The organism is Micromonospora lutea (assembly GCF_016863535.1).
Classification (GTDB): domain Bacteria; phylum Actinomycetota; class Actinomycetes; order Mycobacteriales; family Micromonosporaceae; genus Micromonospora; species Micromonospora lutea.
In genome coordinates, this window is record NZ_BOPB01000043.1 from 1 (window position 1) to 15,351 (window position 15,351).

Sequence of the window (15,351 nt, forward strand, 5' to 3'; positions counted from 1 at the left end):
CTTGAGTTGAATCGGGCGCCCCAGTTGTGGATCCGTTCGAGCAGGGTGGTCGGGCAGACGAAGGGGCCAGGCGATCAGGCGTGCGCAGATGAATCGAACACCCAGTGACTGGTCTGGAAGATGCGCCCCGCGAAGACCGTCTCCTCTTCACCGACAAAGGAGAACCCGGCCGAGCGGCAGATAGCGTTCGATGCGGCGTTCGTGGTGGCCGGGAACGCGTGGATCAGGCCCCAACGCCCACACGCGCGGGCCAGGTCGAGAACCTGGCGGACGGCTTCGCCCGCCAGGCCTCTGCCCTGGAATTCCGGCAGAACCATCCAACCGATCTCGGAAATGCCCTCCTGGGAGTACAGCGTCACCGTCCCTGCCACCTGCGCGGAGTTACCGGCAACGATCATCTTGATCCAGGCGCTGTCCGCACGAACCGTCTCGAGGTCACGCCTGAGCTGATCGGCAATACGCTCGCGCGGCTGCGGTCCGCCGAGCTCCGACATCATGACCGGATCACAGCGCATACGGACATACGCATCGAGGTCGGCCGGCTCCACGTCGCGCAGAAGCATCCCCGGAGCCTACCCAGCCCAGCAGCCGGCCGCGTTGCAGAACCAATCGCGCATCTGCCGCAGATCGGTCGCCATCGGCGTTCTCACCGTGGCGGTCCGTCGTAGCAGTGGAACGAGACGCTCGACGACATGCTGCTCCGTCGTGCCGGGGTCCGGAAATTGGAAGGTGGCAGTGAGCTTCGTTGGTGATACTGGTGCGCATGAAGCTCGCTGAGGCTCTTGCGCTGCGCTCGGATGCGGCGCGTCGCGCCGAACAACTCCGCGCTCGCATCGTCGCCAGTGCTCGATACCAGGAGGGTGAGACGCCTGCTGAGGACGCTGCGGCACTTTTGGTGGAAGCGGGCGAAGTGCTCGGGGAACTGGAGACGCTGATCCGGCGGATCAACCGCACGAACGCCGCCACGCATGTCGAGGGTGGCACTCTCACCGACGCGCTGGCCCGCCGCGACGTGCTGCGCTTGCGCCACCGCGTGGTCACGTCTGCCGCCGACGCCGCGGCCGGGGAGGGCCAGCGCGGGTTTCGGCAGTTGCGGTCGGAGCTGAAGATGATCCCGGCGCTGCCGGTAGCGCAGCTGCGGAGTCAGGCCGACGACCTGGCCCGGCAACTTCGCGAGGTCGACACTGTGATCCAGCGGACGAACTGGGAGGTCGACCTGCTGGACTGAAAGGGTTGCGGAGCAGGTAGCCGACGTGGAGGCGTGCACGAACCCGAGAGCCGGCGGGTAATCCGGTTCACTCCTGGCGCGCCGAGGGCAGGCGCAGGGGTTCGACTCCCCAGCACACAACGCAGGCCCAGCACAGCACACAGGTGACGGCGCACAGGGCACGGCACACTACCGAGTGCAGATCCACGACGGCGAGGGTGGGACAGGGGCCTTCCGCAACCCATACCGATGCAGCTCGTTCCCTACAACGTTCGATGCCCGCACTGATCTGTCGCGGGCGGGTGCGCTGAGGAGACCGCCCCCTGAGGGAGTCCTGCCGTAGACGGTCGACGGGAGAGCCGGCTCCTAACGGCCCGCACTTCGTGTGGCGTGGCTTCGATCAGAGAGTGGTGAGCTTGGAGATCAGGCGTCCCATGTGGGGATCAAGGGTCTTGGGATCAGCGGCACGGACTTCCTGAGGAGTCCACCATCGGATCCCTCGGAATTCACTGGGGTCGGGGGTCAACACCTGATCGCGGCTGCTGGCCAGCACGAACCACAGGCTCACATCGGTGTGCCGTTCTTCCAACGTACCGACAGTCTCCGTGACGGTGAGGAAGAGGGGACGTTCACCAAGTTGGGGGAGGAACACGGCTGGGACACCGAGTTCCTCCACCACCTCGCGTCGCACGGTCCCTGCCGGGTGCTCGCCGGGTTCGACGTGACCGCCCGCGGGTAACCACAGGCCTGCTTTGATGTGGTCGACCAGGAGGACACTTCCATCCAGGTCGTCGTGAAGGAGAAAGTAAGCGACCAGGTGCGGCGAGGGGGTCCGCGGCTTCACGCGGCGGAACACGTCGTCGGTCTCGCGCAGCCAGGCAAGGGACTCTCGACGATGACGAGCTTCAAGGCTGTCGAAGGGTTGCAGCTTGTCGATGAGCGCATAGATCTCGTCGAGGAGTTCCCTGGTCGCCCGCATCAACTCAGTCTTCCAGTACTCGAGAACCGTACTCATCCGCCACCAGTTCATGACGGCCTGGACACCACTGCTCTGGAGCCCGAGCCGGCGCGCGGGCAGTGACCGCCTCGCTCAGGGGTGTGGCTGCCGAACCTGCTCGAAGTGGAACTCGCGGATGAAGCAGTCGCGTGGTTGACCGACAGCGAAGAGCACGCAGTCGACCACCGACCGCGCGGTGAGGTCGTGGCCTGCTTGCCGGGTTCCCTCCTGTACGAAGTCCGGGGGAAACAGTGAGATCACTCGGATACCTGCCGGGCGCAGCCGGTACGACAGGATCTGCGCAAAGCCGGCATGGGCGTGTTTGGCGGCGTAGAAGGCAGGATGCGCACCCGATCGGCGGTGACCCACCTCGCCGCAGGCAGAGATCATGTTGACGATGTCGGGTCGTGCCGATGCCCGCAGCAGCGGCAACAGATGTTTTGTCACCAGCATCGTGCCGGTCCCGCCAGCCGCCACCGCCCCTTCGATCTCGTCGTCCGAGACATCTCCCAGGTCGTCGCCGTCGAGATAGGGCGCGCCGTTGTTCACCAGTACGTCGAGGTGGTCCGTCCGCTCGGCCAGGGCTGCGGCGAACACCCGCACCGAATCCGGTACGGCAAGGTCGCACCTGAATGCCGCTGCCCGACCTGGCCCCTGTCGGCTGATCGCATCCGCCACCCGCTCGGCTGCGGACAGGTCACGGGCCGAGAGGAAGACCTGCGCACGGTGCTGCGCGAAGGCTTCGGCCAACAGCCGTCCCGTGTCACGTGCGGCACCGGTGATCGCGACTCGTAGGCCATCAAGACTCATGGCCGCCAGCAAAACACCTCAATCCTGGTTGAGGTCAAGCATTCGATAGGATCCGCTGGTCTGCTCAGCTCTCACCTCGACGTGTGTGTGGCCGGAGTCCGGCCTGCACCCACAGCTGCGCGGCCGGCACGTCGGAAGGCTTTGCATGAGTGAGAGGCATGCCGGAGCGGGTTCGCCTCAACCGGTGCCCGCGGTGCGCCATGACATCGCGCACCAGCTACGGCTCGCCGCCTCCGGCGACCAGCTCGCCTGGAACAACCTCGTGGACCGGTTCAGCCCGCTGCTCTGGTCCATCTGCCGGCACTTCGGTCTGAGTCCAGCCGACGCCGCTGACGCGTTCCAACTCACCTGGTTACGCCTGCTGGAGCACCTCGACACCATCCACGACCCCGCCCGCCTGCCCGGCTGGCTCGGCACGACCTGTCGCCGGGAGTGTCTGGGTCTCCTCCGACGCAACAAGCGGGTCCGTCCCACGGATGACGACCGGTTGCTGGACCACTTCGGGGGGCCGTCCGCGTCGGCCGACCAGCCGGCGCTGATCGCGGACCGGAACGCCCGGCTCTGGCGCGAGTTTGGCCGGCTCGACGTCCGCTGCCAGGAGATCCTGCGACTCCTGCTGATCGAACCGGACGGCGACCGGGTCTCCTACCAACTGGTCGCCGCGGCACTCGACATGCCGGTGGGCAGTCTCGGCCCGATCCGGGGGCGGTGCCTGGCAAAACTACGCGGCCTCCTTGACGCCGAGGGTATCAGCGACGGGTTGCCCGACTCGTAGGAGAAAGCGGGTAACGGCAACCCGAGGACTGAGGAGAATTCGTGGATGACGAGCACACGGGGCCGGAGACGCCAGCTGCGGGCGCGGACGATCCGCTGCTGGCCCCCCTCGGCGATCTGATCCGGGCAGCAGACGCGCCGCCGGCGGCGGCGGCGGAGCTGGCCAAGCAGAGCTTCGGTCTGCGCCAGGTCGACACCGAGTTGGCGGCACTGGTGGCCGACTCGGCGGTGGACGTGGTCGGCACCGCGGTACGCGCCGGCAAGGAGGCAACCGCCCCACGGCTGCTCACCTTCGAGGTCGCAGGCCCGACCGAGACCGATGAGCCGCAGGCGGTCGAGGTGGAGGTCAGCCCGTCCGGCCGGTACCGCCGGCTGCTCGGCCAACTGCAACCGCCAGCGGCGGCCAGGGTCGAGGTACGGCAGGCCGCGGGCGATGCCGTCCGTCAGGTGGACGCCGACGACCAGGGACGATTCGTGGTGGAGGCGGTCGGTGTCGGCCTGATGCGTCTGACCTGGCAACGCCCGGGACGGAACGCGATCACCACGGCCTGGGTCAGGCTGGACTGACGGGTGCCGGTCGGCGTGACGCCGGCCGACACCCGTGCTCCTCAGACCGGCGTACCAGGCAGTACCCGCAGTACCCGCCCGTAACCGGGGATCGTCCGCCGCCCTGCCAGCAACGCGTCCAGCGCGTCGCGGGGAGTCAGGCCGGGATCGTCCACGCAGGCCCTGGCGACCATGCCGCTGATCTGCGGGGCGGAGAACGACGTGCCGCTCCAGACCGCCCAGGAGTTCGCTGGAAACGAGTAGTCGGCTACCACCGGGTCCGGCACCGGCGGCAGCGTGCCGGTCACGAACGTGGCGACCACCCCGAGGCCGACACAGGAGCAGTCGACCCAGTCGCCGTGGCTGGAGAACGGGGCCGGTAGCAGGTCCTCGGTCAGCGCACCGACCGCGACCACACCGTCGAAGGCCGCCGGATACATCGGATCCGCACTGCCGTTGTTTCCGGCGCTCGCCACGATCAGGACCTCCGGGAACCGTTCCGCGATCTCCCGCACCGTGCTCTGCAAGGCCAGCGGTGGCACACCGTCGACGGCGGGAGTCCCGATCGAGGCGTTGATGATCAGCCGTACGCCGTCGGCGGCGGCCTCCTCCACGGCGCGCAGCATCGCCTCGGCGGCCTCCTTGTCGGTGCCCAGCCCATCGCTGCGGGTGAACCGGTACGCCCTCACCTCGCACCGGGGCGCCACCCGCTGCACGATGCCGGCGGCGAAGCTGCCGTGCCCGGCCGACCAGTCGAGCCGGCCGTCGCCCGCACGGCCGTCGGTGACCGGGAGTACGTCGAGGAACTCGGTGTTGTCCGCCCGCCGGACGATGGCGTCCAGCCAGTTGTCGGTCCGATCCTCCGGGGTGATGCCCGTGTCGATGACCGCCACGCGCACCGCCGGGACGCCCGACTTGCCCCCGGTCTCCGGTGAAAATTCGCCGAGGGCGGCGGTGGCGTACGGATAGTCGTCGCCCTTGATGATGTGCCCGAGCGGTACGACCAGATGTGGCGCGGCGGTGATCCCCATCTCGGCCAGCTTCCGGACGTCACCGGCCAACTCCTGCGGACGCTTGCGGCCTTCATATACCCCAATGCGCCGCTCCGGTACCCCAATACGCCGCCGTTCCGGGACCCCGGTGCGCCGTTCCGGCGACGGCACGTCCCGCTTCCACGGCCGGTAGCCCAACGCGCGCAGCACCTGCCGCGGGTCGGCTCCCGGCCCCGCCGAATCCATCTCGACCACCAACTGACCCCGCGCGACGAGGACGTAGGTCGACCGTCCGGCGAGGTCGGTCACCGGGTACCGGTCGAACGGCAGGGCGAACCGTGCTGGCGCCCGGTCCTGCCGGTCCCGCATCTGGTCGATGATTTCGCTGGTTCGCCCCTGTCTCGCGTCGACGGTCAACACCTGCAGTTGGCGGCGTACGCGGGCTGCGTCGATCTTCAGCTGCTTTCCGGACCGGTGCTCCGGAAACTCGTCCGGGACCGGAGCCGAAGGGGACGTGTTCTTCATGTTCACAGTGACGCTCCTGTCGAGGATCGTGGTGATTCCCGCTGCCGTGGCGGCAGCCAGAGTCGGCCACAGCTCACCGGGACCACCAGCGATAACCTGGGGCTGGGTGTGGATAGACTGCAGATATTGACGTACGGCGGCGAACGGTCCCACGATGACGGCTGATCGTGGTACGGACCTCGTGGCACAGGCGGATGCCGCGTACTCCAGAGTCGTCCTCGACCCCGCGAGATACACCACCGAAGCGGGGGAAATCGTCGAACTGGCCCGCCGGGCGGGTAACGACGAAGCACTGATCTCGGGTCTGCGTGCGCTGGCCTGGACCCGCCACGCGGTACTCGACAACGAGGCGGCCAAGCGCCTGCTGGATCAGGCGGCCCGGCTGGCCACCCGCAACAGCCTGCACCACCGGCTCGGGGAGGTACTGCTCACCCGCTCGGTGGCGCTGCAGGAACTCGGCCGGTATGCCGCGGCAACACGGGACCTGCGGCGGGCAGCGAACCTGGTGTCCGCGCACCAGCGTCCTGAGCTGCTCATGCAGCTTGCCATCCTGGACCACAACGCCGGTCGGGTGCTCGCGGCCGCGCGTCAGTACCGGCTCGTGCTCGCCGAGCCCGCCTGCCCGCCGGCGATCTGGGTGAAGGCGGCCAACAACCTCTCGTACGCGCAGACCCAGCTCGGTCGTCCGCAGGCGGCGCTGGCCTACCTGGACCGGGCCGCCCCGCTCGCCAGCGAACTGGGGCCGATGTTGTCGGCGGTCATCGAAAACAGCCGAGCCTGGTCCAGCTTCCATGCCGGCAGGTTCACCGAGAGCCTGCGCCGGTTCGAGGAGGCTGGCCGGCGCTACACCGCGGCCGGTCTACCGCTCGGCGAACACTATCTGGATTACACCGACGCGCTGGCCGAACTGCGCCTGCTGGACGAGGCGACCGCAGTCGCCCGGCTGGCGGCCACCGACCTCGAGCGACACGGTGCCCGGCTGATGGCCGCGGAGGCACGGGCGCGCTGTGCCCGGCTGGCGCTCGCGCTGGGCGATGTCGACACGGCCCGCGCAGACGCAAGCAACGCCGTCCGGGACTTCCGCCGGCAGCGCCGTGCCGCCTGGGCCGCGCGCGCCGTCGTCACCGCCGTGGAGGCCGACGCTGTCGCGGACGGTTTCACCCCCATGGCGGTACGCCGACTTGGTCACGCGGCAGCCACGCTGCATCGTCTCGGCCTGCGGGCCAACGCGGTGGAGGCTCATCTGGTGGCCGGGCGGGCGGCGTTGGCCACCGACGACCAGCGGCGGGCGCAGCGCCACCTGACCGCAGCCGGCGCACTGGCGTGCGGGCAGACGCTGCTGGTGCGGCTGCGCGGACGGTTGGCGTTGGCCCTGCTGGCGGACGCCGCGGAGCAGGCCGCCCAGCGCCAGGCTGCCACCGGGACCGCTCGACGCCATCGGGCAGCGGCCACCAGCTATGGCCAGGGTGCAGCGGCTCGGTTGGCCGCACCCGGCACAGGCGCCGGGTTGCGGCACTGCGCGACCGGACTGGCCGACCTCGCCCGCCACCGGGCGGCGCTGCCGTCGGTGGAACTGCGCGTACTGGCCGCCGGGCACGGCGCGGAACTCGGCGACCTCGGTCTGCGTCACCTGCTGCGCACGGCAGCGCCGCCGAGCCGGATTCTGCACTGGCTGGAACGCACCCGGGCGGCCGCCCTGCTGACCGTGGAACCCGCTGCCCACCACGACATCGACGACCTGGTGATCGCGCTGCGCACAGTCGAGCAGGAACTGCGGGCAGCGCGGCGCGACCATGGCACGCAACCGCGACACCTGCTGGCCCGCCAGGCCGCGCTGGAGGCCCGGATCAGGCGGCGCTCCTGGGGCCGCGACGGCAACACGACGCGGTCGGCCGAGATCGTGACCTCGGGTCAACTTCGTGATCTGCTCGACGGCGGATGGCTCGCCGAGTTCGCGACGGTGGACGACGCGGTCGTCGCGGTCGTGGTCGGGCCGCGCCGGACCCGCCGGATCCGGCTCGGCGCACTGTCCGTTGTACAACGGGAAACTGCCGCGCTGCACTTCGCCCTGCGGCGGCTGCTCCGCGGCGGTCGCTACCCCGACCAGGCCCTGTCGGCCGCCCGGGCATCCCTGGGCACCCTCGCCGACCTGCTCATCGCCCCGCTCGGGGTGCCGCCTGGGGCGCCGCTGGTGGTGGTCCCGCCCGCGAAGCTGCTGCGGGTTCCGTGGTCTCCGCTGCACCGGGGGCCGGTGTGCGGGGCACCGTCGGCCACCATGTGGGCGCGCAGCCGGCGGGCGGCGCAGTCCCGGCGACCGGGCCACCAGGTCGCGCTGGTGGCCGGGCCCAATCTGGTCGGCGCCGTGGCCGAGGTCCAGGCCCTCGAAGTCCGCCACCCCCGAGCGGCGGCGCTGCTGCCACCGCAGAGCACCGTCGAGGCCGTCGTCGCCGCACTCCGGCAGGCCGACCTCGCGCATCTGGCCTGCCACGGTCACCTGCGCTCGGACAGCCCGCTCTTCTCGGCGCTCGAGCTCAGCGACGGTCCACTCACCGTGTACGAGCTGCACAGCCGCGCCGTCGCCCCGCACCGGGTGGTGTTGGCCGCCTGTGACTCCGGAGTCGAGCGCGACTACGAGGGCGACGAGGTGCTGGGTTTTGTCAGCGCGTTGATGGCGGGCGGTGCGGCCGGGGTGATCGCCTCCGGCGTACCGCTGCCCGACGGCACGTCGCTGGCGCTGATGCCACGGCTGCACGACCGGATCGTGGGCGGCGCATCACTGGCCGACGCGTTGTGGGCGGTGCGGGCGACCGATCCGCCGGCCGCCCCGGCCGATTTCGTCACCTGGTGCGGTCTGACCGCCTACGGGGCGGCCTGAGTGACCGCGCCGGGGGCCGTGGGCAGTGCCCACGGCCCCCGGCGGCTCGGCCAATCAGGAGGTGCCGGAGATGTACCACCAGCCGGTCAACGACGACGCGGGCACGTCCGGGCCGACACTGCCCTTGCCCCAGAAGTAGTCGTCGAAGTTGACCAGACCGCCCGGCCCGACCGGACCCATGGTGGCCCATACCACCGACGCGGGCTGGTCGTCGATGGAGGCCTGCGCCCATGCCTTACGCACCGACATCGGCTTGTTCCACCAGAGGAACGGCGTACGCAACATGTAGTTGGCGAACGTTCCGCCGTGGCTGGCACTGTGGTACGACACGGTGTGGAAGCTGTTGATCTGGTGCAGGCCGTCGAAGGCGTCGCCCCAGCGCTGCCACCACCGCTGTCCGCCGGACTCGTTGGCGAGCACCAGGCAGGTGAAGAGGCTCATCCACTCGACGTCTCCGTTACCCCAGCGGGCCTCGGTGTTCGCCAGGAACGTGTCGTCATTGCTGCTGCACCCGGAGAAGCTGAACCCGGTGGGCGATCCGTGACCCTGCCAGTAGGTCATGTCGACGTGGTCGGTCCAGTTGCTGTCGTCGCCGCCGTACGTCGGGTCCTTGAAGTCCTGCTCCCAGGCGTTGGCATTCAACCAGCTGAACTCGACCGGGATGCCGCGGGAGGTGAACTGGCCGTTGAACGAGGCGAGGTTGGTGCCGGTCCACGGCAGACCGGAGCACGGGCCGGTTCCCTCGCTGCCCACGTCGACGACGCCGTAGGCCTGAATTCCCGGTGCCGAGAGCGCCGCCGTCTGCCGCCGCGGCGGCACCGGTGACGGAGTGACCTCGGGCAACTCGGCGTCCACGGCCGCCGGGACGAAGGTGATCTGAGCCGCTGAGCCGTCGACGTTGACCCCCGAGCAACGGAAGCTGGGCTCGATGCGGTCCAGCTTCGCGTCCAGAGCGGGTGCCGCGTAGGCGTAGTCGGCCTGCTGGATCCGTACGGCACCGCGCATGGCCTTGGCGCACCGTTCCCGGCCGGCCTCGGTGTCGAGGACTCGCACTGGCTCGCCCCGCACCAGCACGCGCGTGCTGTAGGACAGTTGGGTGACCGTGCCGTCCGGGCCGAAACCGACTCTGACCTTCGCGCCCGGTCCCTCGTACGGGACCCCGTTCAGGTTGAACGCGAACGACACGGTGGTGTCCAGCGCCGCCGAGACGGTCTGCTCACCCTTGGCGTCGACCATCTCCAGGGTGGTGTGACCGACGGTGGGCCGGGCCTGCTCCGGGTACAGACCGGCGCGGGTCAGCGCCTCGCGGGTCAGGCTCAGCGCCTTGTCGGCGTCGATCGGACGCAGGCGCGCCAACGCCTCCTCGTCCAGGACGCTGCCGACCGTCGGGTTGCCGTCCTCGTCCTTGCCCGTCTCGCCGACCGTGATCGACGGGATGTCGAGGAAGCCCTTCTCGTCCGCGAACCGTACGCTGCCGTCCTGAGAGCGGGAAAGCCGTTCGATGCCGAACGCCTTTGCCAGCGCGGCGGCCTGGGCGTCGCTGACGCCCGTGGCGCGGACCTGGTAGGACGGCAGTTCAGCGGTCGCGGCAGCGGCCACCGGGACGCCGGACGCAGCGAGGGTTGCGGCTCCGGTCGTGCCGGCTACGGCCAGGCCAAGGCCGAGCCGCCACCACCGGCTGCGGGAACGTTGATGTGACATGGAGACCTCCCGTTCGACGAGGGCGCGCGAGCCGCGCCACAAGCAAGACGACGGAGATCGCCACCGGATACACGGTCGGCGTGTCAGCTACCTGACTGCTGGTCCCCGCAGCCCGACCCCTGCCGTCCGCTGCCCGGCGTCACCTGAACAATCCAGAGGAACGATGAGGCAATCCGCGCTGTGGGCTCGCGTCGAGGAAGACGCGGTGTTCAGAGCTCGGTCGCTGGTGTGGCTGAGCGCTGCCGGCGCGAGCGTCGTTTGAGACCACGAGTAGCCCATGGCAGGCTCATGCCGCATGATCGACGAATTCGCGAAGGCCAACCTGCACGGGAGACTGCGGCGAGACCGCGAGGCGCTGCTCTGGAAGCTCGACGGCTTGTCCGAGTACGACGCCCGCCGACCTTTGACAGCGACCGGTACCAACCTCATCGGCCTGGTCAAGCACGTGGCCACCGTCGAAGCCAGGTACTTCGGCGAGGTCTTCGACCGCCCTTGTCCGGACCCGCTGCCCCGGTGGCAGGACTCCAACGGCAGCGACCTGTGGGCGACTGAGAACGAGACCCGCGATCAGATCATCGCGTTCTACCGGCGCACGTGGCAACACTCGGACGCGACGATCAACGAGCTTCCCCTCGACGCCCCCGGCCACGTGCCATGGTGGCCGGAGCCTTATGCCGACACGAACCTGTTCGCCATCATGGTCCATGTCCTCGGCGAGTCCATCCGGCATGCCGGGCACGCCGACATCCTGCGCGAGGGCCTCGACGGCCGGACCGGGTTGCGCGCCGAACACGAGCAGCAGATCGACGAGGAAGCCCGTGCAGCCTACCGCGCGAAGATCGAGCAGGCCGCCAGGTCGGCCGCACCAATCAAGGCTTGTTAGGGACACGAGCATGACCGATGAAGAGGCTCGCGAGGTCCCATTTGCCTTTCGCAGACGACGTTGACAAGCTCCGCGCCGACGAATAGGTAATTATCGGTGCGTGGAAGCACGAGACCGCATGGTCCGTGGGCTGCCGGCCCCTCACGCCGGCTGCCGTATGGCCCGCTGGCGTCCGCAAGTCGGGTCTGGCGCTTCATGGGGGCGCGGTGGCGCAGCTAGCCTCGGGCCCGTGGAGACGACGAAAAACCCGCCTATATGGTGGGCCGATGACATCGGTCAAGCAGATCCAAGTCACCTTCGACTGCGCAGATCCTGAGCGCGTCGCTCGTTTCTGGTGCGAGCTGCTGGGGTACGTCGCACCGCTGCCACCGGAGGGGTTTGCTTCGTGGGATGAGTTCAATCGCACGCTGCCGCCTGAGCGTCAGGGTTCATGGTTCGCATGCAGTGATCCCTCAGGTGTGGGCCCGCGGCTGTACTTCCAGCGCGTTCCCGAAGGCAAGGTCGTCAAGAATCGGCTGCATCTTGACGTGCGGGTCGGCACCGGGCTCGTGGGTGAGGAACGCCTGGCCGCACTTGAGGCCGAATGCGCGCGACTGGTCGCGCTCGGCGCGGTACGCGGGCGACTACTACCTGCCGATGACGAGAACGAGTCGTGCCTGGTGATGCAGGACATCGAGGGCAACGAGTTCTGTCTCGCCTGAGTGGCCGCGAAACTGGCACCTTCGCGAGTCGACTGGTGCAGGTCACCACCACGAGGGTCGCCGTCCCGCAGCGCGCCAACGGTCCTGATCCAGAACCACCCCTCGCCCCCGATACCCCCGCATCCGGTGACCTCTACTGGTGGACGCCCTTGACGATTGCAGGGCACTAGGTATGCCTAGGCGGCCCGCGCACTCCGCTAAACCCCGCTGAGCAGTGAAGATAGGTAAGCGCTGCCCGATGTGGCGGCACCCCTTGTCAACCGACGATTGATCCATCAGCGGTTGACAAGGAGACAAGCCATGTTGATAGACCCGGGCACGATGCTGGCTCTGGCGAACGATCGTCGCCGCGAGTTGATCGCCGAGGCCGACAGGGAGCGCCTACTCACCAGCGCCCGCCGGGCCCGCCTGGCCCGTAACGCCCTGGCCGTCCGTGGACAGCCCGACGGTACCCTCACGTCGTGCGAACCATCCGCGGCGGTGCCAGCCCAGTGATGATCGGGCGGGAAAGCGAGCTGCGCCGGTTGGCGCAGCTCGCTTCGGCGCGTGAGCCGGCGGTTGCGCTCATCGCGGGCGAGCCGGGCATCGGAAAGACCCGGCTGGTGCACGAGCTGCTGACAACCGTGTCGGCGGAGACCGTGGTGCTGGTCGGCCAGGCGGAACCCGGCTCGCTGTCCCGGCCGTACGAGGTGCTCCTGGACGCAATCGACGGCCGTCCAGAGAGCGACGAAGAGCAGCTTGCGGCCCTCGCGGACCCGCGGCGCAGCCCGGTCGAGCGCCTGCACACCGGCCTCGCCATCCTGGCCGACCTGATCGGCGATTCCCCCGCGGTCATCGTCTTCGAGGACCTACATTGGGCCGATTCGGAGAGCGCGGCGCTGTTCAAGCGGATCGCCGACCAGCGCGGGCCGCGGCTGCTCATCGGAACGTACCGGCCGGACGAGGTGACCCGCCGCCAACCGGTGGCTGGCCTGCTGGCCCGGATGGAACGCCGGCACACCGTCACCCACGTACGCCTGGATCGCCTCACCCCCTCGCAGACCGCGGCGTTGCTGGCGGCGGCCACCGGCGCTCCGGCGCCGCTGCGCGCCGTGGCGGCACTGCACCACCGCACTGGCGGCAACCCGTTCTTCCTGGAGGAGTTGCTGCGCGCGCTGCCCGGGTACGACGTGGAGGTGCTAGTCGAGCAGCCGCTGCCGTGGAGCCTCGCCGAGGTGTTACGCCGCCAGGTCGACGACCTCGACCCGGTCAGCCACCGCATCGTCGAGGCGGCCACCGTGCTCGGCCACCGCATCCCGTTCGACTTGCTCGCCGACGTGACCAGTATGGGCGAGGACGAGCTCATCGCCGTGTTGCGCGACCTGGTCACCCGGGGCGTGCTGGTCGAGTCCGGCGATGACGAGTTCGCGTTCCGGCACGCGCTGGTGCGCGAGGCGATTGCCGACCAGATGCTCGGCCGGCAGCGCCGCCGGCTGCACGAGACAGCACTGGACGTACTCCTGAAAGGTGGTGCCGCCGACCCGGCCATGGTGGCGCACCACGCCCGCGGCGCCGGCCGGTACGACGATATGATCGCCGCGGCCCGCCGGGGCACTGCGCTCTACCTCTCCATCGGCTCCGCCTACCAGGCTCTGCAGCTGGCGGAGATGGGCCTGGACGAGGTGCCCGACGACACCGACCTGCTCTCCGCCGCCGCGCGGGCGGCGTGGCTGGCCGGACTGCTGGACGACGCCCTACGGTACGGCCGGCGCTGGCGTGACCTCGCCAACACCACAACCGACCGGGCCGAGTCGCTGTACCTCCTGGTCCGCATCGCATGGGAGTCCCGCGAGACCGACGAGATGCGCGCCCTGACGCACGACATCGGGACCCTGATCGCGCAGCTCCCACCCGGTGCCGACCAGGCGCGGGCGATGACCGCGATCGCACAGTCGGCGTACCTGCGCGGCGACCCCGAAGCGGCGCTGCTCTGGTCCGACCGCGCGCTGGCGCTGGCGGACGAATTCGACCTGCCAGCCGTACGCCTGGCCGCGCTGCTGGAGAAGGGCTCGACACTCACTGAGCGCCCGCAGAGCGCCGCCGCCGGCCGCAAGATCCTGTCCAACCTCGTTGACGAGGCCGAAAAGGCGGGCGAGTGGGTGCTAGCCGCCCGTGCCCTCAACGACCTGGTACACGGCGAGCCACCCATTTCGCCGACCGAGCACGCCGAAACACTGGAACGGATGCGGGTCAACGCCGAGCGAGCCGGCTTCGAGTCACTCGCGGTGGCCACGTACTTCAAGGGCCGAGCCCGGCTCGCGGTGCGGGCCGGCGACCTGCGCGCCGCGATCGCGGCACTGAAGGAGGGTCGCGAACAGGACCGCAGCTACCGGCGCCCGGGCCGCTGGGCCGACTACCACGGGGTCTTCCTCGCCGGGCTCTATCTGGAGGCCGGCGAGCTGGACCAGGTCGAGCAGCTCATCACCGACCTGGCAGCGCTGCCCAACAACCCGTCGACCATGATTCCCGGCCTCGCGTTCCACCTCGCCTGCCGTCGCGCCGATCTCCCGCGCGCCGAAGCGAGCCTGGAGGAACTCATCACGGCCCTACCCGAGCAGACGTGGCGCAGCAATGAACAGGCCCACGACCTGATCTCCGCCGCGCTGGATATCGGCTTGCCGGCGCACCGGCTCGACCAGATGGCCGCCGCCCTACTCGACGCCAGCGTATGGGACGCCTACCGGACACTCGTCGACGCCCAGCTCGCAGAGGCGCGCAGCCAGCACGCCGAGGCGCTGGCCAGCTATCTGTCCATCGCCGAGGCCCACATCCTGGCGCCGGCAACCCGCGGCACCGTACGCGTCGGCGCCGCCCGCTGTCTGCTCGCAAACAACCGGCGCGAGGAGGCCACCGCGCAGGTGGAGGCGGCCGCGCCCCTCCTGGCCGAGTGGCGTGGCTGGCGGGTGGCCCAGCTCGCCCAGGTCCGCGCCCAGCTGGGCATGGCGCCGGTCGACGCGACACCCGCGTTCACAGGTCCGACCGCCCTAACCCCCCGAGAGCGGGAGGTGGCAGTACTGATCAGCGACGGGCTGACCAACACCGAACTGGCCCGACGCCTGTACATCTCACCGAAAACCGCCGCCGTTCACGTCTCGAACATCCTCCGGAAGCTGGGCGTCTCGTCCCGGACCGAGGTGGGCGACATCGTCGAACGGCACTGACCGCCACCGCCCACGCGGCCCTCCGCGAAGCTCAACCACCGCCGGCGGTGGCGTTTCCGACTCGGCGCCTCGGGTCGCCGGCCCTGCCCGGGTCCACCGCGCCGACGGCACCCACGATGGCTTTATCCCATGCCCTCATC

The 15,351-nt window shown here is 69.6% G+C and carries 13 protein-coding genes; 8 read left to right on the plus strand and 5 right to left on the minus strand.

The window, feature by feature from the left end:
• Positions 1-74 precede the first annotated feature (74 nt).
• Positions 75-563, minus strand: coding sequence for a GNAT family N-acetyltransferase (locus Vlu01_RS27110; RefSeq protein WP_204004924.1), 489 nt, complete (start codon positions 561-563; stop codon positions 75-77).
• 200 nt (positions 564-763) lie between these two features.
• On the opposite strand from Vlu01_RS27110, the gene Vlu01_RS27115 reads away from it, so the two are divergent.
• Positions 764-1,228 (plus strand): DIP1984 family protein, encoded by a 465-nt coding sequence (locus Vlu01_RS27115; protein ID WP_204004949.1) that lies wholly within the window; start codon positions 764-766, stop codon positions 1,226-1,228.
• Between the two features lie 379 nt (positions 1,229-1,607).
• On the opposite strand, the gene Vlu01_RS27120 is transcribed toward Vlu01_RS27115, so the two are convergent.
• A complete protein-coding gene (locus tag Vlu01_RS27120) occupies positions 1,608-2,222 on the minus strand; it encodes an NUDIX hydrolase (RefSeq protein ID WP_239096159.1) in 615 nt (204 codons plus the stop codon).
• Positions 2,223-2,297: 75 nt separating this feature from the next.
• Entirely contained in the window at positions 2,298-3,014 is a 717-nt protein-coding gene (locus tag Vlu01_RS27125) for an SDR family oxidoreductase (RefSeq protein ID WP_204004926.1), read from the minus strand.
• Between the two features lie 193 nt (positions 3,015-3,207).
• Here Vlu01_RS27125 and Vlu01_RS27130 point away from each other — a divergent pair, with 193 nt between their 5' ends.
• Together Vlu01_RS27130 and Vlu01_RS27135 are read left to right on the plus strand one after the other, a co-directional pair.
• Complete coding sequence (locus Vlu01_RS27130) at positions 3,208-3,789, plus strand: RNA polymerase sigma factor (RefSeq protein WP_239096160.1); 582 nt, start codon at positions 3,208-3,210, stop codon at positions 3,787-3,789.
• 41 nt (positions 3,790-3,830) lie between these two features.
• Positions 3,831-4,355 (plus strand): hypothetical protein, encoded by a 525-nt coding sequence (locus Vlu01_RS27135; RefSeq protein WP_204004932.1) that lies wholly within the window; start codon positions 3,831-3,833, stop codon positions 4,353-4,355.
• 41 nt (positions 4,356-4,396) lie between these two features.
• On the opposite strand, the gene Vlu01_RS27140 is transcribed toward Vlu01_RS27135, so the two are convergent.
• A complete protein-coding gene (locus tag Vlu01_RS27140; protein WP_239096162.1) occupies positions 4,397-5,851 on the minus strand; it encodes a S8 family peptidase in 1,455 nt (484 codons plus the stop codon).
• A gap of 154 nt (positions 5,852-6,005) precedes the next feature.
• On the opposite strand from Vlu01_RS27140, the gene Vlu01_RS27145 reads away from it, so the two are divergent.
• Positions 6,006-8,726 carry a CHAT domain-containing protein gene (locus Vlu01_RS27145; RefSeq protein ID WP_204004938.1) on the plus strand — a complete coding sequence of 907 codons (2,721 nt, stop codon included), beginning with the start codon at positions 6,006-6,008 and terminating at the stop codon, positions 8,724-8,726.
• A gap of 54 nt (positions 8,727-8,780) precedes the next feature.
• On the opposite strand, the gene Vlu01_RS27150 is transcribed toward Vlu01_RS27145, so the two are convergent.
• On the minus strand, positions 8,781-10,427 hold the full coding sequence (locus Vlu01_RS27150) for a DUF6345 domain-containing protein (RefSeq protein ID WP_204004941.1): 1,647 nt from the start codon (positions 10,425-10,427) through the stop codon (positions 8,781-8,783).
• 295 nt (positions 10,428-10,722) lie between these two features.
• Between Vlu01_RS27150 and Vlu01_RS27155 the strand changes: the two genes are divergently transcribed.
• The 4 genes from Vlu01_RS27155 (at position 10,723) to Vlu01_RS27170 (ending at position 15,211) form a co-directional block, all read left to right on the plus strand.
• Positions 10,723-11,310 (plus strand): DinB family protein, encoded by a 588-nt coding sequence (locus Vlu01_RS27155; protein ID WP_204004944.1) that lies wholly within the window; start codon positions 10,723-10,725, stop codon positions 11,308-11,310.
• A gap of 266 nt (positions 11,311-11,576) precedes the next feature.
• The gene (locus Vlu01_RS27160) at positions 11,577-12,011 is read left to right on the plus strand and encodes a VOC family protein (RefSeq protein ID WP_204004947.1); all 435 of its coding nucleotides are present in this window, start codon (positions 11,577-11,579) and stop codon (positions 12,009-12,011) included.
• Positions 12,012-12,311: 300 nt separating this feature from the next.
• Positions 12,312-12,506, plus strand: a complete 195-nt coding sequence (locus Vlu01_RS27165) for a hypothetical protein (RefSeq protein ID WP_110564524.1) — start codon at positions 12,312-12,314, stop codon at positions 12,504-12,506.
• A complete protein-coding gene (locus Vlu01_RS27170; protein ID WP_239096161.1) occupies positions 12,473-15,211 on the plus strand; it encodes an ATP-binding protein in 2,739 nt (912 codons plus the stop codon). Before Vlu01_RS27165 ends, Vlu01_RS27170 begins: the two co-directional genes overlap by 34 nt.
• Positions 15,212-15,351 lie beyond the last annotated feature (140 nt).